Origin of the sequence: Tomitella fengzijianii (genome assembly GCF_007559025.1) — a bacterium.
GTDB lineage: Bacteria > Actinomycetota > Actinomycetes > Mycobacteriales > Mycobacteriaceae > Tomitella > Tomitella fengzijianii.
In genome coordinates, this window is sequence record NZ_CP041765.1 from 2,045,749 (window position 1) to 2,069,397 (window position 23,649).

Annotated in this window: 17 protein-coding genes; 11 read left to right on the plus strand and 6 right to left on the minus strand. The window is 71.7% G+C overall.

The features are described from left to right. Positions 1-136 precede the first annotated feature (136 nt). Both FO059_RS09285 and FO059_RS18355 read left to right on the plus strand, forming a co-directional pair. Positions 137-1,360, plus strand: coding sequence for a Na/Pi symporter (locus FO059_RS09285; RefSeq protein ID WP_143908215.1), 1,224 nt, complete (start codon positions 137-139; stop codon positions 1,358-1,360). Positions 1,361-1,545: 185 nt separating this feature from the next. Next, positions 1,546-1,692: a hypothetical protein gene (locus FO059_RS18355; RefSeq protein WP_158726496.1), complete on the plus strand. Its 147-nt coding sequence runs from the start codon at positions 1,546-1,548 to the stop codon at positions 1,690-1,692. Positions 1,693-1,708: 16 nt separating this feature from the next. Here FO059_RS18355 and FO059_RS09290 read toward each other — a convergent pair whose 3' ends face one another. After that, entirely contained in the window at positions 1,709-2,758 is a 1,050-nt protein-coding gene (locus FO059_RS09290) for a lipoate--protein ligase family protein (RefSeq protein WP_143908217.1), read from the minus strand. 9 nt (positions 2,759-2,767) lie between these two features. Continuing rightward, positions 2,768-3,733 carry a helix-turn-helix transcriptional regulator gene (locus FO059_RS09295; protein WP_158726495.1) on the minus strand — a complete coding sequence of 322 codons (966 nt, stop codon included), beginning with the start codon at positions 3,731-3,733 and terminating at the stop codon, positions 2,768-2,770. A 385-nt stretch (positions 3,734-4,118) separates the two neighbouring features. On the opposite strand from FO059_RS09295, the gene FO059_RS09300 reads away from it, so the two are divergent. The 3 genes from FO059_RS09300 to FO059_RS09310 are packed head-to-tail and all read left to right on the plus strand — an operon-like array spanning position 4,119 to position 11,213. Further along, on the plus strand, positions 4,119-5,720 hold the full coding sequence (locus tag FO059_RS09300) for a TIGR02677 family protein (protein ID WP_143908221.1): 1,602 nt from the start codon (positions 4,119-4,121) through the stop codon (positions 5,718-5,720). A gap of 1 nt (position 5,721) precedes the next feature. Continuing rightward, a complete protein-coding gene (locus FO059_RS09305) occupies positions 5,722-7,053 on the plus strand; it encodes a TIGR02678 family protein (protein ID WP_143908223.1) in 1,332 nt (443 codons plus the stop codon). Continuing rightward, a complete protein-coding gene (locus tag FO059_RS09310) occupies positions 7,050-11,213 on the plus strand; it encodes a TIGR02680 family protein (RefSeq protein ID WP_158726494.1) in 4,164 nt (1,387 codons plus the stop codon). Before FO059_RS09305 ends, FO059_RS09310 begins: the two co-directional genes overlap by 4 nt. 21 nt (positions 11,214-11,234) lie before the next feature. Here FO059_RS09310 and FO059_RS09315 read toward each other — a convergent pair whose 3' ends face one another. After that, a complete protein-coding gene (locus FO059_RS09315) occupies positions 11,235-13,724 on the minus strand; it encodes a TIM-barrel domain-containing protein (protein WP_143908227.1) in 2,490 nt (829 codons plus the stop codon). Between the two features lie 210 nt (positions 13,725-13,934). On the opposite strand from FO059_RS09315, the gene FO059_RS18360 reads away from it, so the two are divergent. The 3 genes from FO059_RS18360 to FO059_RS09325 all read left to right on the plus strand — a co-directional run bounded on the left by FO059_RS18360 (position 13,935) and on the right by FO059_RS09325 (position 16,017). After that, the gene (locus tag FO059_RS18360; protein ID WP_168226604.1) at positions 13,935-14,495 is read left to right on the plus strand and encodes a hypothetical protein; all 561 of its coding nucleotides are present in this window, start codon (positions 13,935-13,937) and stop codon (positions 14,493-14,495) included. Beyond that, the gene (locus tag FO059_RS18365) at positions 14,492-15,163 is read left to right on the plus strand and encodes an RES domain-containing protein (protein WP_158726492.1); all 672 of its coding nucleotides are present in this window, start codon (positions 14,492-14,494) and stop codon (positions 15,161-15,163) included. Before FO059_RS18360 ends, FO059_RS18365 begins: the two co-directional genes overlap by 4 nt. Before the next feature lie 248 nt (positions 15,164-15,411). After that, positions 15,412-16,017 (plus strand): FABP family protein, encoded by a 606-nt coding sequence (locus tag FO059_RS09325; protein WP_143908229.1) that lies wholly within the window; start codon positions 15,412-15,414, stop codon positions 16,015-16,017. Between the two features lie 105 nt (positions 16,018-16,122). Here FO059_RS09325 and FO059_RS09330 read toward each other — a convergent pair whose 3' ends face one another. Then, positions 16,123-17,592 (minus strand): phytoene desaturase family protein, encoded by a 1,470-nt coding sequence (locus FO059_RS09330; RefSeq protein WP_143908231.1) that lies wholly within the window; start codon positions 17,590-17,592, stop codon positions 16,123-16,125. Positions 17,593-17,702: 110 nt separating this feature from the next. On the opposite strand from FO059_RS09330, the gene FO059_RS09335 reads away from it, so the two are divergent. The 3 genes from FO059_RS09335 (at position 17,703) to FO059_RS09345 (ending at position 22,541) form a co-directional block, all read left to right on the plus strand. Continuing rightward, entirely contained in the window at positions 17,703-18,695 is a 993-nt protein-coding gene (locus tag FO059_RS09335) for an ADP-ribosylglycohydrolase family protein (RefSeq protein WP_233266767.1), read from the plus strand. A 206-nt stretch (positions 18,696-18,901) separates the two neighbouring features. Further along, positions 18,902-21,502 (plus strand): rifamycin-inactivating phosphotransferase, encoded by a 2,601-nt coding sequence (gene rph / locus FO059_RS09340; RefSeq protein ID WP_143908235.1) that lies wholly within the window; start codon positions 18,902-18,904, stop codon positions 21,500-21,502. 166 nt (positions 21,503-21,668) lie between these two features. Next, entirely contained in the window at positions 21,669-22,541 is an 873-nt protein-coding gene (locus FO059_RS09345) for a DUF4352 domain-containing protein (RefSeq protein WP_143908237.1), read from the plus strand. A 95-nt stretch (positions 22,542-22,636) separates the two neighbouring features. On the opposite strand, the gene FO059_RS09350 is transcribed toward FO059_RS09345, so the two are convergent. Both FO059_RS09350 and FO059_RS09355 read right to left on the minus strand, forming a co-directional pair. Beyond that, positions 22,637-22,957, minus strand: coding sequence for a putative quinol monooxygenase (locus FO059_RS09350; protein ID WP_143908239.1), 321 nt, complete (start codon positions 22,955-22,957; stop codon positions 22,637-22,639). A 173-nt stretch (positions 22,958-23,130) separates the two neighbouring features. Then, complete coding sequence (locus FO059_RS09355) at positions 23,131-23,649, minus strand: hypothetical protein (RefSeq protein ID WP_143908241.1); 519 nt, start codon at positions 23,647-23,649, stop codon at positions 23,131-23,133.

Below are 23,649 nucleotides of genomic sequence, written 5' to 3' on the forward strand. Positions count from 1 at the left end.
CATCCTCGAGTTTGCCGTTCGTTCACCTTCCGCTGCCAGCATCACGGATGAACCGACTGGAACACCGACTACGACACAGGAGTCGTCGATGCTGGAAGCCGGCCGCCGCGCGGGAGGAACGGTCCTCTCTTCGACCATGGCGGATGAGACTCCCGCCCGGCAGGGCACGACGCAGGCACCGCCGGCCGCGCCTGCTCCGTCGCAGGCCCCCACCACGCCACCGGTTCCCGGCCGCAGGGCCACCGTCACCCGCTGGCTGGGCGTGGCCGCAATGCTCTACCTGCTGGTGTGCGCGATCGGCGTCATCGGCGACGGCTTCAACGGACTCGGCGCCGGCACTGCGGAGAACCTGTTCGACTTCGCCACCAACCCGATCATCGGGCTGTTCGTCGGCATCCTCGTCACCGCGATCATCCAGTCGTCCTCCACCACCACGACCCTCGTCGTCACCGCGGTGGGCACGGGGATGATGCCGGTGTCGGTCGCCATCCCGATGATCATGGGCGCCAACGTGGGCACCTCGGTGACCAACACCCTCGCCTCGCTGGGGCACGTGGGCGACAAGGCCGAGTTCCGCCGCGCATTCGCCGCGTCGACGGTGCACGACTTCTTCAACCTCATCGCGGTCGCCATCCTGCTTCCGCTGGAGATGATCTTCCACCCGCTCGAGCGGCTCTCCGAGACGCTGGCCGGCTTCGCGTACGGCACCGTGCTGCCGGACCCGGACAACGCCGACGTCATCGGCGCCGTCTCCAGCCCCGTGGTGGACGCCCTGGGCATGCAGGGCGCGCTGAGCGTCTTCGGCGGCGGCACAGCCAGCGCCGTGGCGACCATCGTGCTGGGCGTCGCGCTGATCTTCCTCGCGGTCCGCTACATGGGCAAGCTGCTGCAGGTGCTGATGGTGGGCAAGGCCAAGTCGGTCCTCGAGCGCACCGTCGGCGGGAACCCCCTGGTCGCGATGGGCGCCGGCATGGGCGTCACCGCGGTGGTCCAGTCGTCCTCGGTGACCACCTCGATGCTCGTTCCGTTCGCCGGGTCGGGTTCGCTCACCACCAGGCAGATCTACCCGCTCACGCTCGGCGCGAACATCGGCACCACCGTGACGGCGCTCCTGGCGGCGTTCGCCGTCACGGGGGGCGACGCGCAGTTGGCGCTCCAGGCGGCATTCGTGCACCTGCTGTTCAACGTCGTCGGCATCCTCGTCATCTACGGACTGCCGTTCCTCCGGTGGTTGCCGGTGCGCTGCGCCGAGGTCCTGGCCGCGGTGGCCACCGAGCACAAGACCATCGCGGCGGCATGGGTGATCACGGTGTTCCTCGCCATCCCCGCCGCCGGAATCTTCATCCACACGCTGTTCTGAACACGCGCTGCTTCGCGCGGGCCGCATGCGCCCGTCGACGGCACGCCGGGCCGGACTCCGCCAGGGGTCCGGCCCGGTTCCGTTCCGCCGCCGGCACCCGGTCGACGCTTTTCGTTCACCTTCTGTTAACCTAGGGGCACCGAAACGATGAGCAGCCGAAAAAACAGGGCTGCGGAGGTGATGACATGGTGCAGCGACGAGGCGACGCGATGACGGCCGAAGGACGACTGGTCCTGGCACACGCCCAGATCGCGCTGCTCCCGGACGACCTCTCCCGCACCCGCGGCCACTGGAGCGATCTGCGGCACTTCCTGCACGCACTCGCCGCCTGAGGCCGCAGCTGCCTGATCACGGCACGCGGTGCGTCCACTCCCGGCTTGAGAACTTGGTGTCCACCAATTCGCGTGCCCGGGCCAGCTCGGCGTCGGTGTAGCCCGCGTCGCGGGTCGCATAGTGGGCCCGGAAATGATCTGCGAAAGCGTGGATGATGTCTGCGCGCGCCATGCCGGTCTGCGAGCGCATCGGATCCACCCGCTTGGCGGCGCTGCGGATGCCCTTGTCGGAGAGCTTCTCCTTGCCCACCCGCAGCACCTGCCCCATCTTCTCCGCGTCGATGTCGTAGGCCATCGTCACGTGGTGCAGGACGGCGCCGGAGGCGAACCGCTTCTGCGCGGCGCCGGCGATCTTGCCCTTGTCGGAGGCGATGTCGTTGAGCGGGACGTAGCGGGCGGAGATGCCGACGTCGGCGAGCGCGCCCATCACCCACTGGTCCAGGAACGCGTAGGAACGCTCGAAGCTGAGCCCCTCCACCAACGAAGCGGGCACGGCCAGTGAGTAGGTGATGCAATTGCCGGGCTCCATGAACATGGCGCCGCCCCCGGAGATCCGCCGGACGATGCCGATGCCGTGCCGCTCCGCGGCCGCCTCATCCACCTCGTTGCGCACCGATTGGAACGAGCCGATCACCACCAGGGGCGAGTCCCAGTCCCAGAACCGCAGCGTGGGCGGGCGCTCCCCCAACGCCACCTCGCGGCTGATCACCTCGTCGAGGGCCACGTGCATCGCCGGGTCCAGGACCACCGGATCGATGATGTCGAAGGTGTGGTCCTGCCAGCCCGTGGCGCGGCCGAGCGCGCGCCGGATCGCGATGCCCACCGACTCGGGGGTGAAGCCGATCATCGACACGTCCGGCCCGAGCGCCCCGCCGATGGCCTGACCCAGCGCGGCCGCGTCGGCGGTGACGGGCATGCCGGTCACCGCCGCGTTCAGGTCCTCCAGCGCGTCGTCGGGCTCGAGGAAGAAGTCCCCGCTCACGTGCACCCGCGACAGCCGGCCCTCCGCCACTTCGACCTCGGCGGCGACGAGCTTGCCGCCGGGAACCTTGTACTCACCGCGCATGCCCCCAACCTAGCCCGCCGCGCGCGCCAGCTTCTCCGCGAGGCGTCGGCAGTCGTCCGCGAATGCCGCCGGCGACACCACCCGGAACTCGATGCCGTGCAGTGCGAGCCGCATCAACAGCGCGTGCCGGTGGGTGCCGCGGATGCGCACCAGAAAATCGTCGGCGCCCAGTGCGTCCACCTCGGCCGCCTCGTGTCGGAGCGCCTCCTCGAGGTCCCGCAGCGGCGCGTGGACCCGCAGCTCGGCGTCGTGCCACCCGTGGTACACGTGCGGAATCAGGTCGTCGCGCCGCCCCGGCGGCAGCGGGCGGGGGTCGAAGCGTCGGCGCGACGGGCCCGCAGCGTCGACCTCGTCGAGCCGTTGCAGCGTCCAGGCATGGTGTCGACGGTCGAAACCCACCACGTACCAATGCGGGTGCCGGAAGAGCAGACGGTACGGCTCGAAGAATCCCAAGCGGATCAGCCCCTCGCGGGTCTTCGCGCTCCATTTCAAAAGGAACCGCGCGGCGATCGACCGGGTGACGGTGACCAGCAGGGCCGCGTCGACGGGCGGAGCCAGGCTGAGCAACGGTTGGATTCGCGCTCCTTCGACGGCGATGCGCCGGTGGAGCCTTTCCGGCAGGAAGCTCTCCAGCTTGGCCAGCGCGCGCGCCGCCGCCACGTCGAATGCGCCGCCGGCGATCGGCGAGGCCGGATCCGCTGTGCCCGCGATCACCGCCAGCCCGACTGCGGCCGCGACCGCCTCGTCGTCGTCGAGAAACAGCGGCGGCATGGTCCTTCCGCGGGTCAACCGGTACTCGCCGCGCGGCCCGGGGGTCGAGACGATCTCGAACCCGAGCGCGCGCAACCGCGCCACATCGCTGCGGATCGTCCGAGTACTGGTGCCGAACCTTTCCGCCAACTCCTCCCCCGCGTGGCACTCACCTTCCTGCAGGGCCCTGAACAGCATGAACATCCTCTTCGCGACATCCCCCATGCCCTTCATTCTGGCCTAGGGATCGCGGAAGCCACCGCGTCGTGCGACACGCTGTGAATAACCAGCAAGTTCCTCACAGGCGGAGATATCCGCGCCCATACCCTGCGAGTTTCGTGCTATGCGGGGGCGGATGGACCGTACGCGATCGCTTCCGCAATCCCTAGCGTGCAGAGAGGCACATCCTCTCCCCCGGAGCGGGGAGGAGACTGGGGGTGCGCTTATCAGATCGCCGCGCCGTCGGCATGTCGAAACGACCGTCCTCGGCCGTCCGCGCGCAAGATCACAACGGCCGACGCCTGACCCGGCGCGAGGGCTCCGGGACCTCTATTGTCGTCTTCGGCCGTTCCTCGGCCGCCATCGCAGGAGCTCCGACGGAAAGGCGACGATGGACCAGGCGGACGCACCGGCCGGCACCCCCCGGCCGTTCGCTCACCTGCAGCAGCCGGGAGCACCTCTGTACCGCGCGATCATGGGCACGTTCGTGCAGGCCAAGCGCCGATTCATCGTGCACCTGCGGCCGGAGGACATCCGCGCGATGCTCCCCGAGCACGCCCGGACGTCGCACGATGGGCCGTCCCTCGACGGCGCCCTTGCCTCGCTCGAGCATTGGGGCAATCTGCGCTCGGACCCCGACACCGGCCGGGTCACCAGCGTGGAGGAGTTCCGCCGCGCCCGCTACCTGTACCAGATGACCGACCACGGTCAGGCCGCCGAGGACGCACTGCAGACCTACGAGGAGGCGCTGGGGCGGCGCGGGTCCCTGCAGTCGGTGGCGCTGGACGACATCGCCGGGCGCCTCCGGGAGCTGCACGCGCTCGCCTCGGCCGACTCCCCCGCACCCGGCGCGACCCACCTGGCGCTGCGCACACTGGTCGACCGGTTCGAGGACCTCGCCGCCAACGCGCAGGCCTTCATGTCCGCCCTCGCGAGGACCATCGACGTGCGGGACGCCGAGGCCGACGCCTTCGTCGCCTACAAGGAGCGCCTCATCGAGTACCTCGAGCGCTTCATCAAGGACCTGGTGGGCACCGGCGCGGAGATCGCCCGACTCGTCGAGCAGATCGAGGAGCTCGGAGTAGACCGCCTGCTCCGGATGGCCGCCGAGCGGGATACGCGGGACACCGCCCCGGGACCGGCCGACTCCCGCGACGCCACGGACGCGGCCCTGGCGCGCAGCCTCGACCTGTGGCGGGACCGTTGGCAGGGATTCCGCGCCTGGTTCATCGGCAGCGCCCACCACCCCAGCCAGGCGATGGTGCTGCGCGGCCAGGCGCGCTCGGCCATCCCCCGTCTGCTGCAGGTGGTCTCGACGCTGCACGACAGGCGCTCCGGCCGCTCGGATCGCGCGGCGGACTTCCGCGCCCTCGCACAGTGGTTCGCGGAGGCGCCGGACGAGCCGGCGATGCACACGCTCTGGCGCTCGGCGTTCGGATTGCAACCGTCGCGGCATCTGGGCGTGGACGCCGAGACTCTCGAGGCGCGTTCGCACTCCCCCGTGTCCCCGACGACGCCGTGGGCCGAAGCCCCGCCCCTGCTCATCAGCCCACGGCTGCGCCGCACCGGAAGCTACGAACGGCGGGGCCGGCCCGCCCAGGTGCTCGACCGTTCGCTCGCGCGCCGACACCTCTCCGAGCGGGCGGCGCAGGAGGTGCGCGAGGTCGCGCGGGCGCGTGCACGGCTCGCCACCGGCGGCCCCGTGCGGCTTTCGGACGTGGGCACGCTGGAACCGGCCGAGTTCCGTCTGTTCCTGGGGCTGCTCGGGGATGCGCTGGCCGCCAAGCCGCTCGGCGCGCGCACCGTCGAGGTGAGCACGGGCGACGGCGCCATGTCGATCCGCCTGAGCGAGATCGACGGCAACGGCCACGCCGAGCCCGGCGCCGCCGGCGGGCCGGTGGCGGAGATCCGCACGCCGGACGGCCTCCTGCGGGGGCCCGACCACATCGTCGAGATCCGCGACCTGTCCGCACCGCCGGTGAGGGGCGCCTGACATGACCGGATCACTGACCGACGCGCTGCAGCAGTCGCGCGCCGACGAACGGCGCCGCGCCGCGCGCGCGATCCTGCACCGCCCGCTGCTGGCCGCCGACGGGCCCGACGCGGAATCCTTCGCGCTGGTGCAGCGCCACTCCGCGTACCTGCGCGGGTGGTTCCACACGCACGCCGGATGGTCGCTGCTCGTCACGCCGGAACTCGCGCGGCTGACCAAGACGGTGGACGAGGACGGGCCGGGCGCGCACACCCACCCCGCGGTGACGGCGCGCCCCCGCCAGCCCTTCACCCGCCGCCGGTACGTCCTGGCGTGCCTCCTGCTCGCGGCGCTGTCCCGCGCCGACGCCCAGATCACGCTCGGCGGACTCGCCGACGACGTGCTGTTGGCGGCGGCCGACCCGGGTCTGGCCGCCACCGGACTGGAGTTCACCCTGGACAGCAGGGCCCAGCGCGGCGACCTGGCCGCGGCCGTGCGCCTGCTCATCGGTTACGGGGTGCTCAGCCGCGTCGCCGGCGACGAGGACCATTTTGTCGAGGACACCGGCGACGTGCTCTACGACGTGCACCGGCGCGCGCTCGCGGGCATGCTGGCGTCGGCGCGTGGCCCCTCCACCATCGCCGCCGCGTCGGCCGACCCCGCCTCGCTGTTCGCAGAGCGCCTGGCGCAACTCACCTTCCCGCCGCCCGACGGCTCGGAGCAGCTCCGCGAGGAGCGCATCCGCCGGCGGGTCACCCGGCGCCTGCTGGACGAGCCGGTGCTCTACTACGACGACCTCCCCACGCCGGCGCGCGAGCACCTGGAACGCCGGAGCGTCTCGATCGTCGGCGCCGTCGCCGAGCTGACGGGGCTGGTACCGGAGATACGGGCGGAGGGCATCGCGATGGTCGATCCGTTGGGGACGCTCACCGACGTGCGCATGCCCGAGGGCGGCACCGACGGCCACGCCGCGCTCCTGCTGGCCACGCATCTGGCGTCCGCGTCAGGGCCGGTGCCCGTGTCCGTGCTCGAGGACCTGATCCGGTCGCGCGCGCACGGATTCGCCGCACAGGGTTATTGGCGCCGCAGCGCCACCGATCCGGGGGCCGACCGTGTCATCGTGCGCACGGCGCTCGACAGGCTCGAGGCGCTGGGGCTGGTCCGCCGCGAGCAGGCGGCCGACGGGGCCGTTGCGGTGGTGCCGCGGCCCGCGATCGCCCGGTATGCCGTCACCGAACCCGCCGTCGACCGCGCGCTGGAGCCGCCCGGCACCGGTCAGCCCGAATACCCGCGTCCCGATCCCCAACGCCCGGAAGAGCACGCGACCACGAAGACGGAGGAGCACGCCCGGTGAGTACGCCCACGAGCACGACCACCGCAGGCGCGCTGCCCGTGCCCGCCCGGAACCGCTGGCAGCCGCTGCGCGCCGGCCTGGTGGACCTGTTCTACTACGACCGCGAGGAGTTCTGGTTCCGCGACGGGCGCCTGCTGCTGCGCGGCAACAACGGCACCGGCAAGTCCAAGGTCCTCGCGCTGATGCTCCCGTTCCTGCTGGACGCCGACCTGTCGGCGCACCGCGTGGAGCCGGACGCCGATCCGAAGAAGCGCATGGAGTGGAACCTGCTGCTGGGCGGCGCATACGACCACTCGGAGCGCCTCGGCTACACCTGGCTGGAGTTCGGCCGGGTCGACGACGACGGCACAGCGCACTACTGCACGATCGGCGCGGGACTCAAGGCGGTGGAGGGCCGCGGCATGCTGCCCCCGTGGTTCTTCGTCACCACGCACCGGATCGGCGCGGGCCTCGAGCTGGTCGACCACTCGCGCACCGTGCTCACCAAGGATCGGCTCTCGGCCGCCCTGGACGGCCATGGCACCCGCTTCGACCGCGCGGGCGAGTACCGGCGCGCCGTCGACGAGGCGCTGTTCGGCCTGGGAACCCAGCGCTACGGGGCGCTCGTGGATCTGCTGGTGCAGCTGCGCCAGCCGCAGCTGTCCAAGCGGCCCAGCGAGAAGGCGCTGTCGGCGGCACTGACAGAGGCGCTTCCGCCGCTGGACCCGGCGCTGCTGACGGTGGCGGCCGAGTCGTTCCGCAGCCTTCAGGAGGACCGCGAGGATCTGGACGGTCTGCGCGAATCCCGCACCGCCACCGAGCGGTTCGTCGCGGACTACCGGGCGTATGCGCGCGTCGCGGCGCGCCGGCAGGCCGCGGAGCCGCTCGCCGCGCAGAATCGGTCCCACCGGCTCGAGCAGCAGCTTCTCGACGCGCAGACCCGATTCATCGATGCCGACGGGCAGGCCGAGGGCGCCCGGGACCGGATCGCCGAGGCCGGCGACCGGATAGCGACGCTGCGCACCCAGGACGCGGCGCTGCGCGACAGCACGGCAATGGACGCGGCGCGCGAGCTCGACGCGGCCCGCGAAACCGCCCGCGAGCGCGAGGCCGACGCCGACCGCATCGCCGGGGAGGCCCGCGAGGCGGAGCGGACGCGCGACCGGCTGGCCGACCGTGCGACGACCGCGAACAACGCGCTGGCCGGCGCGCAACAGCGACTCCACGGGGCGCGGGGACGCGCCTCGGAGCGGGCGCAGGCCGCCGGGCTGGCCGACAGCGCCCACGAGGACGGCGAGGCCCAGCGCCGGGTCGACGCGCAGCTGCGCGCGCTGGACCGGGTCCGCGCGCTCGCCGACGGCGCATCCCACGCCGAAAGGACGCTCGCGGATGCGCGGCGCCGGCTCGACGACGTCGCCTCGCGGGCCGACGCCGCCGAGTCGCGGATCGATGGCGCACTCCGCGCCGTCGTCGACGAGGCGGAGGCGTTCACCGATTCTGTGCGCCGGCACCTCGATGCGACTCGTGAGCTGCGCGTGGAAGACCCTGCGGCGCTGTTCGCCGAGCTCCGCGACTGGTGCGACTCCCCCACTGGCCGCGGCCCCGTCACCGCGCACCTGGACGCCGCCGCGGCCCGCACCCGCGAGCGGCTCACGGCCCGGCGTGCCGCGCTGTCCGCGGAGCTGTCCGGTCTGCGCGCCCGCCGGGCAGAGTTGGAGCACCGGCTGGTCTCCGCGGAGTCCGGGGAGGACGCGGTGCCGCCGGTGCCGTACACGCGCCGCCGGTCGCCTGCTGCTGCCGGAACCGGCACTGCGGGAGCCGGACCAGCCGGAGACGATGGTGGCGCGGCCGACACCGCGGGCGCCCCGCTCTGGCGGGTGACGGACTTCGCGCCCCACGTCTCCGACTCCGAGCGGGCCGGGATCGAGGCCGCGCTCGAGGCGTCCGGAATCCTCGACGCGCGCATCGCATCCGACGGCGCGGTCACGCATCCGTCCTCAGGCGAGCTCGTCCTGGACCCGGACGACGCAGCGGCGGGCCCGCACTCGCTGACCACCGCGCTGACTCCCGCAGCCGACCCCGAGGACGCTGCCGCGGTCGCGGTGCCGCCCGAGGCGGTCGCCGCGGTGCTCGGCGGCATCGGGCTGGGTCCCGATAGCGGGCGGGCGTGCTGGGTGGCGACGGACGGCGCCTTCCGCAACGGCGTGCTGACCGGCGCCTGGTCCAAGCCGGGCGCCCAGTACATCGGCCGCGGCGCCCGCGAGCAGGCGCGGCGCGCGCGGCTGCAGCGACTCACCGCGGAGATCGCCGAGATCGATGAGCAGTCGGCGGGCCTCGGCGACAAGGACTCCCACGTCGCCCGGCGCCTCGAGGCGCTGTCCTCGGAGCGCTCCGCCGCTCCGTCGGACGAAGCGGTGCGCAGCGCCCGGCACGCGGTGGTGGCGCTGCAGAACGAGTTGCGGCGACTGCACGAGGAACGCGATGCCGCCGCCGACGTCGTCGAGGAGGCCGCGGCGGCGCACGGGGCCGCGGCCGAGGAGCTCCACCAGGATTCCGCCGACGCCGGATTGCCGGCGCAGCCGGCCGAGCTCGGCCGCATCCGGGACGCGCTCGGCGACTACCGGGTGGCGCTGGCCGACCTGTGGCCCGCCGCCGCGGCGGCAGTCTCCGCCGAGCAGGCCTATGCGCAGGCCCGGGACGACCTCGGCCGCAGCGAGGATGCACGCACCGCCGCCACCGGACGGATGGACGACGCCCAAGCCTCCGCGGAACGGGCCCGGGTGCGCTACCAGACTCTGCGCGAGTCGGTCAGCTCGGACGTGGACCAACTGCATGAACAGCTCGACGATGTCCAGCGCCTGATCGCGGCGGAGGAACAGCACCGGCACGATGCGCGGCGCGATGAACGAGAGGCGCTGGAGGCGCGGGGCAAGGCGGACGGGCGCCGACAGGAGCTCGCCGTGGAGGACGAGGCGGCCCGGGCGGCCCTCGCGGCGGCGGCGGAGGTGTTCCGCAGGTTCGCCGCGTCGGGCCTGCTGCACCTCGCCCTCGACGGCCGATCCGGAGCGGACGACACGGTCTCGACCGCGCACCCGGTGGACCGGTCCGTGGACGCGACCGTCGAGTACGCGCGGAGCGTGGAGCAGGCGCTGACCGAGGTGGACGCCGGCGAGTCCGCGTGGAAGCGGACCCGGCAGCGGGTCACCGACGAGCACAAGGCACTCGAGGACGTGCTGGTCCGGCAGGGCGACTCCTCGTCGATGCGGCTGGTCGACGACGCGGTCATCGTCGTCGACGTGACCTTCCGCGGGAGACCGGTGCCCGTCGCCGAGCTGGACGTCATGCTCGCCGGCGAGGTCGCCGACCACGAGCGGCTGCTCACGGCCCGCGAACGCGAGATCCTGGAGAACCACCTGCTGGGCGAGATCTCCACCACCATGCAGGAACTCATCTCCGGCGCCGAGGCGCAGGTGGCGCGCATGAACGACGAGCTCGCGACGCGGCCCACCAGCACCGGCATGCGGCTGCGCCTGGACTGGCAGCCGCGCGAGGACGGCCCGGCGGGGCTGGCAGAGGCGCGGCGGATGCTGCGCCGCAGCATGGACGGCTGGTCCGAGGACGACCGTGAGGCCGTGGGCGGATTCCTGCAGCAGCGGATCCACGAGGTGCGCGCCCGCGACACGGGCGGCACCTGGCTGGAGAACCTGGGCGAGGCGCTGGACTACCGCACCTGGTTCCGGTTCGTCATCGAACGCCACCAGAACGGCAAGTGGCGCCCGGCCACCGGGCCCGCCTCCGGCGGCGAGTCGGCGCTGGTGGTGAGCGTGCCGCTGTTCGCCGCGGCCTCCGCGCACTACAGCTCGGCGGGCAACCCGCACGCCCCGCGGCTGGTGATGCTCGACGAGGCGTTCGCGGGCGTCGACGACAACGCGCGCGCCAAGTACCTGGGGCTGCTGGCGTCGTTCGACATGGACGTCGTGATGACCAGCGAACGCGAGTGGGGCTGCTACGCCGAGGTGCCGGGGATCGCGATCGCCCAGCTCGCCCGCACCGACGGGGTGGAGGCGGTGCTGGTGACGCGGTGGGAGTGGGACGGCGCGCGCCGGCTGCATGCACCCGTGCCGGTCCGCGCCGACGCGGCCGCTCCGCCGCCCCCGGGCCAGGACGGCCTGTGGGAGTAGGAGGGCCGGGCGCGCGCCGGCTCAGGCGAGGCCCACGGCCACCCCGTCGCCCGTCCTGATGGTTCCGCAGTGGACGTGGACGGCGCCGCGGCCGCCGGGACCCGGAGCGAACGTCCAGGTTCCGGGGTCGGCGGGACCGCCGTTGGCGAAGCCGCCCGCGCCGTCTCCGGGGTCCGCGGGGTGCGCCTCGACGCGCGCCGCCACGGCCCCGCTCACGGTGACGGCCCGCGGCTCGGGAACACCGTCGACGCGCACGCTCACCGCCCGCTCCGGCGGCAGGCCGCCCGCCATGCCGCTGCGCGGGCCCATGGCCAGGATGCGGTCGCCGTCGGACCAGACGAGATCCGTCCCCGCTCCCCCGCCGGCCGCCGATTCCGGCGTCGAATCGTCCTCGTAGATCCAGGCGTGGCCGTCCGCACCCGCGAAGCCGCGCAGCAGCAGCGGACCGCCCGCGTCGGGGGCCAGGCCGGCTGGGTGCAGGGGCACAACCGCCCCGCTGCGGGCGAACACCGGCATGCGGTCGAGGGGCACCCGCAGGTCCACCTCGGCGGGACCGGTGTGCCTTTCGCCGGTGAAGACGTCGTGCCACTCGCCCGGCGGGAACCACACGCGCTTGACGGCCGGGTCACCGGGCACGCCGACGGGGGCCACCAGCAGGTCCTCGCCCAGCATGAACTGGCGGTCGAAGCTGTAGGCCTGCTCGAACCCGGGCCACGCCAGGTACATCCCCCGCGCCAGCGGCTCCCCCGTATCGGCGCTGCGGCGGCCCAGGGTGTACAGGTACGGGACCAGGGCGGAGCGTGTCCGAAGGAACCCGGCCGCGATCCCGCGCACGGGCTCCGGGAACTCCCACGGCAACCGCCGCGGGTCGCCGCGGTCCGGGGTCCCCGAGTGCAGGCGCATCACCGGGGAGAACGCGCCGGCCTGCACCCACCGGGCGTAGAGCGCGTCGTCGAGGGGCCCCTGGAAGCCGCCGATGTCGTGGGAGACGTAGGGCATCCCCGAATTGCCCTCCGCCACCGTGAAACGCGTCTGGAAGTCCAGCATCTCCCACGACGACACGGCGTCGCCGGTGAAGTGGATGGTGCTGCGGTGCTCGCCCCACGGGCCGGGGCGGGCTCCGCCCCAGTCCTGCCACGACCCGCCCGTGCGGGAGAGCACTGGCCAACGGCTGCCGCGCGCCCGCGAGCGGGCGCCGTACCGGGAGTTGATCCAGGCGTCGCCGGAGGACGTGCCGTCGGGCTGGCCGGCCGTGGAGCCGTCGCAGCACCAGTCGAGCCACCAGAAGTCGGCGCCGTCGTCCTCGAACGGCGCGTGCAGCCCCAGGTATGCCTCGAGCTGCGCGGGCACCGACCAGTCGAAGCCGAAGTTCTGGTCGATCACCGCCTGCGGGTCCGAGGTGAGCGAGATGAGGTTCGGCATGGCGATGGGCGCCAGCGGGCCGCCGCGCCGCACCGTCGGCGCGTACTGCGGGTCGGCCGCGGCGATGCTCGGGTGGACGTTGAGCCCCACCTGCAGGCCCTGCGCGTGCGCCCACGCGAGGAATCCGGGCGGGTCCGGGAACAGCGCACGCCGCCAGTTCCAGCCGTTCCACTTGTGGGGAGACTTGTAATCGGTGTCCACCATGAGCACGCTCAGCGGAACTTTCTCGCCTTCGAACGCGGGGAGCAGTCGCGAGCGGTAGTCGTCGTCGGAGTACGGGTGGTAGCGGGAGAACCACAGCCCGTAGGCGGCGCGCGGCGGGAACGCGGGCGGTCCGGACACGCGGCGGTAGTCGCCGAAGACGGCGTTGTACTCGTCGCCGTAGCCGAACAGGTACCCGTCCTGGCGGCGGCCGGGCGGCCTGCGCACCCGGTGTCCGTCGTCGACTAGCTGCGAGGCCGAGTCGTCGAGGAACACCCAGCCGTCGCGGCTGAGCAGGCCGTCGTGCAACAGCACGGGCCCGAACTGCGTGTCGAGGGCGCGCAACCATCCGCCCAGGTTCCCCTGCGTCGAGGGCGCGCCGTCGGTCTTGACCGTCGCTCCGCCCAGGTAGCCGGCCATGCCGAGCCCGGTGACGGGCGCGGTGTACCCGGGGCGCTCCCAGCGCGGGTGCACGTCGATCCACTCGTCGCCGCGCAGCACCTGGGCGCCGAGGGTGGCGTCGTCGAGTGTCGCTGCGCCGGCGTCGATCCGCAGGCGGATGCGACCGGTGTCGATGGTGACCCGCCCCGGCGCGTCCGTGCGCTCATACACGGCTCCGTCGTGGACGCGGTGCGCGCCGAGCATGGTGGGCCGGTCTTCGAATCGCCCGTCCGGCGCGCTCTCCAGGCGCACGCAGGTGGGCGAGACCACCTGCACCCGGAGGTTCGTCCCGATCCGCTCGCCCACCGCGGCCCCGGCAAGCGCTCCACCGGCGGCCGCCGTCCCCGCGCCCAGGCCGGAGAGCGCTCCCGCCCCGCCGACGGCACCGGCCGCGGCCAGCGCATACCCCAGGAATCCGCGACGGCCGATCGGTTCCACTGCGTCCACCCTTCGACGCTGTGATCGTAAACACACACAACACCGGTTCGCGTCAATTCACGGAGTCGGCGCGCCCCCATCGTCGACTTCCGCACCGTCTACCGGTGCGAATCATGCGTTACGATGGAGCGTACTGGCCGCACGATCGTGTGCGCGTGATGATGCGACCCAGGCGGAAGCGGACTGCTGGCGAAAGCGGACTACTGGCGGAGGTGGACGATGGCGGGCAACGGCGCTGCGGCACTGGAGCACCCGGCACCGGAGGATCCGATTCCGGGCGACCCGGCGGAGGCCGCCGCGGAGGACCTCGCGCAGACCCGCCGCAATGTGGCCGCGCTCGGCTCCGCGATCCACTCCGCCCATCTCACCGCCGCGTCACCGGCGCTTGCCCGCGCGGTCCAGGCGCAGCAGAACCTCTACGACGCGCTCGACGCCGAGTTCGGGCTGCTCACCTCGGCGCAGGTGGCGGACCGGCTCGGGTCGCGCGCGGCCGCACGCCGCAATGCCGCCGCCGCGGCCCGCGCCGCGGGGAGGCTGCTCGCCCTGCGCCGCGGCAACCGGCTGCTGTATCCGGGATTCCAGTTCACGGCCGCCGGCATCCGCCCGGTGATCGCCGATCTTCGGTCGCTCGGCGATCGGCACGGCTGGCACGAGGCCGGGTTGATCGAATGGCTCCTGGGCCCCACCACACTGCTCGACGGCGGGCGGCCCGTCGACGCCCTCGGCGACGCCGAACGTCTCCTCGCCGTGGCCGAGGCGTCCTTCGGCGTGTCCTGGTGAGTTCGTCCTCTCGCCGGAACCCGGGAATCGGCGCCGAGGATGCTTCCGCGATTCCGGCGCCGCCCGCGCCCTTCCTGCCGCGCGCCGAGCTGCTGCCGCGCGGGCACCGTCTGTATCGAGTGCACAGCAGCGTGCGCACCGTGGCGGAGTTCAATCCCGGGCACGGGAGCCGGACGCGCTTCGCGTTCTTCGGTGACCCGGTGGTGCCGGTGCTGTATGCCGCGGACACTGCAGAGGCCGCGCTCGCCGAGTCGCTTCTGCACGATGTTCCCGCGGCGGGCGGCCTGCTCCCCTACTCGGCGTACCGCGACAAGGTGATGGGGCTCGTCGAGGTGCGGCGCCGCCTGCGGCTGGCGAGCCTGCGCGGCCTGGGCCTGCGCCGCCTCGGCATCGAGGCACGGCACGTGACCGACACCGCCGCCTCCGAGTACCCGCGCACCGTCGCGTGGGCGCAGGCAGCCCACGCGGCGGGATTCGACGGCGTCGCCTGGACGTCCCGCAAGTGCAACGACGCGCGTGCGGTCGTGCTCTTCGGCGATCGCTGTGCAGGGGCACTGCGCCAGGACCCGTCCTTCGGGCGGATGTTCCAAAGCGGGCCGGGCCTCGACTGGCTCATCGAGGTGTGCAGCCCGCTACGCGTCGACGTGCTGCCGCCGTCGGGCCGGTGACGCCCTGTTCCCCGAGCAGTCGGCGCCCTACGGGGAACCGCGCGCTCCATCGGGCATCGCCGGCTTCGGATGACTGCGTGTTCCTTTACCCAATCGCCCCCGCGACCGGGCCCGGCACTCGTAAAGTTCGGATGTGAGCGACCCGCAGGCTGCGGGTGGCTGCGCTCGGCGCGCCGCGTGATTCCGGCGGGTCGTGCGTGACTCGGTTGTTCCCAGGAGCCACCTGGCGCAGGAAGAGAGGCTGAGACATGACGGAGAAGATCCAGGGTCCGCAGAAGCTGGGGCCGCTGACTCCGCTCGTCGGCGAATGGGAGGGCGACGTCGGCGTTGACCTCTCCTACCACAACAAGGAAGACGAAACCTCCAAGACCGGCTACTTCGAGCACGCATGGTTCAAGCCGATCCCGATCCAGGAGAACGGCCAGCAGACGCTGTGGGGCCTCAAGTACGCGATGACGGCGTGGCGGCACGGCGAGGAGGCGATGGACCCCTTCCACGACGAGATCGGGTTCCTGCTGTGGGACGGCGTCCGCAAGCAGGTCATGCGCGATGTCGTGTTCGGGCGCGGCATCGCGATCCTCGCCGGCAGTGCAGCGGAAGCGCGCGACACCGAACTCCGGTTCGACGCGAAACCGGGCGATCCCTGCTACGGCATTCTGCAGAACCATTACCTGCTTGAACGAGCCGAAATCCTCGAGTTCAAAAGCGCATTCACGATCGACGACGAGGAGACGTTCAGCTACACCTCGGACCTGCACATGAAGCTCGCCGCCACCGGCGCGGAGATGCACCACACCGACCACAACACGCTCACGCGGGTCAAGCGGTACCACCCGGGCAGCCAGTACAACTGACAGGCGTCCGCCGGTCGCCCTCCGGGGACTGGCCGCGCAGTCGGTCACACGGGGGCGGGCCCGCATTGTCGGCGTGCCAGACCCGCTCCCGACCGGCGTCCTGGCCTAACCCGCCAACCCGGGGTCCGACAACCCGGCGTCCGCCAACGCCGCCCCGGCCGCGTGGAATCCGCACATGCCGTGCACTCCTCCGCCGGGCGGCGTGGCCGACGAACACAGGTACAGCCCCGGCGCGCCCAGGCTGTAGGGGCGCGCCGTAGGCCGGGGGCGGAACACCAACTGCCGGGCCGTGTTGGCACCCGCACCGATGTCGCCTCCGACATAGTTGGGGTTACGCACCTCGAGATCGCACGGCCCCGCGACGGAGACGGCCAGGATGCGTTCCCGGAAACCGGGGGCGAACCGCTCGATCTGGCTGATGATCGCATCGGTGGCGTCGCCCGGGTATCCGTGCGGCACATGCGCGTAGGCGTAAACGGGGTTGGCGTCGCCGCGCGAACGGGACGGATCGGCCACATACTGCTGGCCCAGGAGCACGAACGGCCGATCCGGCATCTCGCCGCGGACTGTGGCGGACTCGGAGTCGGCAATCTCCGCCGCCGTCCCGCCCAGGTGCACTGTCCCGGCGCGTCCGCAGTCCGCGTTGGTCCACGGGATGGGGCCCTCGACGGCGAGGTCGACCTTGAAGGCCGCCGGTCCGTACCGGAACCGTTGGAGCGCCCGGCGCACCCTGGGCGGCAGCGCGTCGCCGGCGATCGCCAGAACCCCCTGCGGCGCGGTGTCGAACAGCACGGCACCGTCCGGCGTGCAGGCGACCTCACGGAGCTGTTCCAGTGACCGCACCCGCATTCCGGTGGTGATCCGGCCGCCGTGCGATTCCAGTTCGGCGACCAGCGCATCCGTGATGGCCCGGCTGCCGCCCTCCGCCACCGGCCAGCCGACCGCCTGCGCCGCGCCGGCGAGGACCATGCCGACCGCGCTGGTGAACGGGATGTCGAGTCGCCCGAACTGGTGCGCCGCCGCGCCCATGAACAGTGCCCGTGCGGGTTCGTCGGCGAACCTGCGCGACAGGACCGTGGCAGGAAGGACGGCCTGAGCGCCGAAACGCCCCAGAACGAGGGGATGGCGCGGCACGTGGATGAGCGGTCGCAGCGCCTCGGCCATGACCTGGTCGAACGGACCCTCCCCGAGCGATGCACGGTGCGCCCAGGCGAACACGCGCCGCCACCGGTCGGCGTCCGCCCCCAGCGACTGCGCCGCGAGCCCCGGATCGCGGCCGGCCAGCGCGGCGCGGCCATCGTCGAGCGGGTGAGCCAGATCGACGGTCGGCCAGCGCCACCGCAGACCGTGACGCTCGAGTCCGAGGGCGGCGATGTACGGCGACGCGGCCCCCATGGGGTGGAAGGCGGAACACTCGTCGTGCAACAGCCCCGGCAACGTCGCCTCGCCGGAGCGCGCTCCGCCGCCCGGCACGTCCGCCTGCTCGACGACGGTCACCGCCAGTCCCGCCCGCGCCAGGCGGACCGCCGCGGACAGGCCGTTGGGGCCGCTGCCCACCACGACTGCCGATTCCATGGACCGAACCTCCGCGTTCCCTCATGGCAGGCCCGAGTTGTCGGACCGCGCCGATATGGTTCTGGCAATCAGTATCGACGAGGAAATGGGGTCCTGTGAACGAGTCGGGCGTGAGTGGGCCAGCTGTGGGTGGGGGCAGTGCAGACGGCCCCGGGGAAAACGCCCGTGCGATCGCCGATCGGGCGCGTGGAGCGCTTCTGGGGACCGCCGCCGGTGACGCGCTCGGCGCCGGGTACGAGTTCACCCATCCGGGCCCCGATGCGCCGATCGTGATGAAGGGCGGCGGCCCGTTCGGCTTCGAGCCCGGCGAGTGGACCGATGACACCGCGATGACTGCGGCGATCGCCCGTGCCGCCACGGTAGCCCGGCTGGACACCACGGCAGGCCTCGACGCCGTTGCCGAGCAGTTCCTCCGTTGGCAGGAGTCCGGCCCCAAGGACATGGGCAATCAGACTCGGCGCGTGCTGTCCCGCCGCGCGGACTCGGCCGCGGTCATGCAGATCGACGCCGCCGCCACCGGACCCGACAACGCCGGCAACGGATCGCTCATGCGCACTGCCGCAGTCGCCGTCGCATTCGCTGCGGACGAGGCGCCTGCGGACATGCTGTCCGCTGCCTCCCGGATCTCGCTCCTCACCCATACCGGCGTCGACACGCAACTGGCATGCCAGGTGTGGTCGCTCGCAATCTGGTCGGCCATCCGCACCGGCTCGCTACCCGATCTGCACGGCATCGTCAGCGCCGTGGTGCCGGCGGACGCCCTCGACCGATGGCAGCGGTGGGTGACGGCCGCGGAGACGCAGCAGACACCGGAGTTCGAACACAACAACGGCTGGGTGGTCTCCGCGCTCCAAACGGCGTGGTGGGGCATCCATCGCACGCGGCCCGTCAACGGTGATCCGGAGGTGCACATCCGGCGCGGTCTTGCCGAGACAGTGCGGGCGGGACACGACACGGACACCACGGCCGCCATCGCGGGAGGGCTGCTGGGCGCGGTCTACGGCGCCGCCGCGCTCCCGGCGGAATGGACGGAGATGCTCCACGGATGGCCGGGCCTGAACGCCGCCGAGTTGGCGGGCCTCGCCGATGAGGCTGTGCGCTGACGGGGTGGCCGTCGAGGAGGCGGCGCGCTGCCCGGGCGGCCGTCGAGGAGGCGGCGCGCTGCCCGGGCGGCCGCTAAGGGGGTGGCGTGCTGCCCGACAACCCCTCCCAGTTCCACTTTATACACGATTTCCGCAGCTCATGAGCAGCCGATTTCTCCTCCATACTCTGTGGCGTACCGACGGTGCGAGGGGACGGAGAGTTCGGAATGGGCTATGTGCTGGGCTTCGAGGAAGTCGATCGGAACGCCATGGAATCGGCGGGTGGAAAGGGTGTGAATCTCGCGGAACTGTCGCGGGTCGACGGCGTCAGCGTGCCGCACGGCTTTTGCATCACCACTGCGGCGTTCCAACAGGTGATCGGCGATTCCGCGGATGTGCTCGCCGCGCTCGACCGGCTGTCGCTGGTGACGCAGGACGGGGAAGACCGGCTCTCCCCCGCGGCCGCGGACGTGCGCGCCGCGGTACTGCGGCACCCGGTACCGGACGACGTCGCGTCGGAGATCGTGGACGCGCTGCGCGTCCGCGGCTGTGGCCCGTGGGCCGTACGCTCCAGCGCCACCGCCGAGGACCTGCCGTCGACGTCATTCGCCGGCCAGCACGATTCCTACCTCGGCATGACCGGGCACGCAGACGTTCTCGAGCACGTCCGGCGCTGCTGGGCATCGCTGTTCACCGCTCGAGCCGCCGCATATCGACTCCGCAACGGCATCGACCACCGCGGTGTGCGCATGGCGGTGGTCGTGCAGCGGATGGTCTCCCCCGCGGCATCGGGCGTCATGTTCACCGCCGATCCCGTCTCCTCCGACCGCACCCTCACCTCCATCGACGCGGTCCACGGTCTCGGAGACCGACTCGTCTCCGGCCGTGCGACACCCGATACGTTCACGGTGCGCGGCGGCGCGGTGATCACCAAGAGCCCCGCTTTCCGCCGCGGGCCCGCCGCGCCCACACTGACCGACGGTCAGGCCGTGGCGCTGGCGACTCTGGGGCGGCGGATCGAGGCGCACTTCGGGCGTCCCCAGGACATCGAATGGTGCAGGGACGCGGGCGGATTCCACGTCGTGCAGAGCCGCCCGATCACCACGCTGTTTCCCATCCCGGAACCTGCCGACGACGACGATCCGGGTGGCAAGCGCGTCTACGCGTCGGTCGGCCACCAGCAGGGAATGACCGACGCTTTCGCCCCGCTGGGGATCTCGGTGTGGCAGATGACCAGCCGGGCGCCCATGCGTCACGCGGGCGGGAGGCTGTTCGTCGACGTCACCCGCATGCTGACAGACCCCGATCGGCGCGACGGCGTCATCGATGCCCTGGGCACCTCCGATCCCCGCACGGGCGACGCGCTGAGGGCCCTCATCCACCGCGACGGTTTCCTGCCGCAGCCCCCACCTTCCACCACGCCCGAATCGCGCACTGCGTCGACCGGGCCCACTGAGTCGACCGGGCCCACTGAGTCGACCGGCGTCATTCCCGTCGCCGAGGATGCGGAGCCGGACGTCATCGCCGATCTCATCGCCGATTGCGAGGCATCGCTCGCGGTGCTGAACCGCGACATCCGCGGCCGGTCGGGGACGGACCTCATCGACTTCATCGCGGACGACATCCCCGAACTCCAGCGCGTGCTGTTCTCGCCGCGCACCGCGCAAGTGGTCGACGCGGCGATGGACTCGGTGACGCTGTCCGACAACCTCCGTGAGTGGTTGGGCGATGAGAAGGCCGGAGGCATCCTTTCGCAGTCCGGGCCGCAGAACATCACCGTCGAGATGGCGCACGCACTGCTCGACCTCGCCGACGCCATCAGGCCGCACCCGTCGGTCGTAGCCATGCTCGAAGAGTTCAGCGCAGATGACAGCGCAGACCTTTTGGCCGAGCTTGCCGCCGTGCCCGGCGGCGACGAGGCCCGGGACGCCCTCGGCGGATTTCTCGACAGATTCGGCATGCGCTGTGCCGGCGAGATCGACATCACCAAGTCTCGATGGGTCGAGCAGCCCGACGTACTGCTGCCGATGATCCTCGCGAACGTCCGCCGGTTCTCGAGCGGAGAGGCCGCGCGGAGGTCCGAACAGACACGCCGAGACATCGAGGCCAAGGAACGAGAGGTACGCGCGCGCCTGCACGCGCTCCCCGACGGCGACCGCAAGGCCGACGAGGTCGACCGGATGATCGGACGGGTCCGCACGTTCTCCGGCTACCGCGAGTACCTCAAATACGCCATGGTCAATCGGTACTTCGTCTACAAGCAGGCTCTGCTGCGGGAGGCGGGCGGGCTGACACACGCCGGCGTCCTCGATGAGGCGGAGGACATCTTCTTTCTGCGGTACGACGAGCTCCGCGAGCTGGTACGCACGCGCGAGCCCAAGACGGGGCTGATCGATCGACGACGGGCGGAGTTCCGCTCGTACCGGGACCTGTCGACTCCGCGGGTGCTCACCTCCGACGGCGAGATCGTCACCGGACGCCGTAGCCGGAAGGGTGCGCCTGACGGCGCGCTGGCCGGCGTTCCCGTGTCCGCCGGCACTGTCGAGGGGCGAGCGCGTGTGGCGCTGAGTGTCGCCGATGCGGATCTGGAATCCGGCGACGTGCTCGTCACCGCCTACACCGACCCCAGCTGGACCCCGGTGTTCGTGGGGATCGCCGGATTGGTCACCGAGGTGGGCGGCGTGTTGACGCACGGCGCGGTGATCGCGCGCGAGTACGGGCTGCCGGCCGTGGTAGGCGTCGACGGCGCGACGCGACACATCCACGACGGAGACCGGATCCGCGTGAACGGCACAGAGGGCTACGTCGAGATCCTGGCCGAAAACTGACGGATGACGTGTCGCGATTGCCGATTGAGTGGCAATACTCACGAATGACATTCACGTGATTCCGCAGCTCTGCTGCGGTTCCATCCCTGCAGCTTCAAAATCTGTCGGTGGCGTCTGGTTATCTACTGAACATCAGCCAGTTCAGTACGTTTAAGGAGAGATCCCGATGACCACCCCACCGTCGCACATGCCTCCGGCTCCCCCGGCCGGCGGGTTCCCCGGCACTCCTACTGCGCCGGAGAAGCAGAAGAACGTCCTCGGCCGTATCGCGGTCATCACGGCGGTGGTCGGATTCATCTTCGCCTGCATTCCCGGCGCATTGATCGTCGGGTGGATTCTGCTTCCGATCGCCTTCATTCTCGGCATCGTGGGCCTTTTCCAGGCCGGCAAGCGCAAGGGCACCAGCACCGCTGCCGTCATCATTGCGATCGTCGGCATCGTCGTCGGATTCGTCGTGTTCGCCACCGTCGTATCTGACGCGGTCGACGACGCCTTCGGCGGAAGCGGCGACGTTTCCGTCACCACGCCCGGGGACACCGCCAGTGCCGCGGGGGTCGCAGCCGCCGGCACAGAGAACACCGGATCCGGAGACTCAGCATCCTCCTCGGAACAGGGTACGCGGGGCAATCCGTACCCGATCGGTTCCACCATCACCGACGGTGATTGGCAGGTGACGGTCAACAGCGTCACTCTCAACGCGGATGATGCGGTGACCGCGGAGAACCCGTTCAACGATGCGCCCGCCGCCGGCTCGCAGTACCTGCTGGCCGACGTCACCGTCACCTACACCGGGTCCGACCCGCAGGGCAAGATGCCGTTCACGAGCATCGACTACGTGACCGCCGACGGCAACACCGTGAACTCGTTCGACAGCATGGTGGTCGCACCTGATCCCCTCGACACGCTGAGCCCGCTGTTCGAGGGCGCCTCCACCACCGGCAACCTGGTGTTCACTGCGCCGTCCGCGTCGGCCGGCCAGGGCACCCTGGCGATCCAGGCGACACCTCTCAGCGACAAGGTCTTCGTCGCCGTCAGCTGATCCGTCCCGAGAGGCCAACGGCCCACGCACTCCCCCGCTGCGATGCGATGCGGGAGGTGCGTGGGCCGCCGGGCATCTTTGGGGGCGGCGGTCCCTCAGTCCACGGCCATCTCGCCGAGCGCGTCCCACTCGTCGCGGTCCATGACGACGTTGCGCACGCGCGGCGTCTCCTGCAGCAGCGGCGGCAGGTCCTTCTGCGCCTGGCGGAAGTGCGCACTGGTCACGTGCGCCTCGGCGGCGTCGTCCTTGAACGCCTCGACCAGCACGTACTCGTCGGGGTCGTCGACGCTCCGCGACCAGTCGAACCACAGGTTCCCCGACTCGGCGCGCGATGCGGTGGTGAAGTCGTGGACATGGCCCATCCAGTCGTCCGCAAACTCCGGCTTGACCTTGAACTTGGCGACGATGAAGATCATGGCGCCATTGTGGCACCCGCGGCGTCGCGGCGGCAGCACCCGATCACAGCCCGCTCGGCCCCCTGCCGCCCGCCCGCCGTCTCCGATCCGAGCAGCGCCTGCGCACTCCGAGCGCGCGTTCACCGCGAGGATTCGGGAACGCGTGCGCGGAACGCTGCCCGGGGCGCGGCGCGTCAGAACACCTCCCGGTACCGGTACCACCCGTCACCGAGCGGCTCGTAGCCGCGCACGCCCTCGCGGCCGGTGAACCCCTGACGAGGCGCCTCCCCCGGCAGGTAGGCGATACCCACCGTGTCGAGGAAGCCGCCGGTCAGCCGGAAGTGACAGGAACCGGCCGACCCGCTGATCCTCTCCACCGAGTACACGCCGATCCACTGCCGCTCATGGGAGTTCACGCACTCCTGCGCATGCGCGGTCATCGTGCCCCGCATCGCCCACCATCCGAGGTGGAACGGCACCTGGAATGCCAGCAGCGCCGCCGTCACCACGACCATCACCGGCGCGACGAGTACGCGCCGGTCCCACCGGTACAGCACCAGCTGCGCCACCGTGAACGCCAACCACACCGGGCCGATCAGCACGAACGCCCACAGGACGAGCACCACGGCGGGAAGCAGCGGGAACGGCGAAATAAAGACCGCGAGCGCCGCCGCACAGATCAGTGCCACCACGGTGGGGATGACCACGCCCAT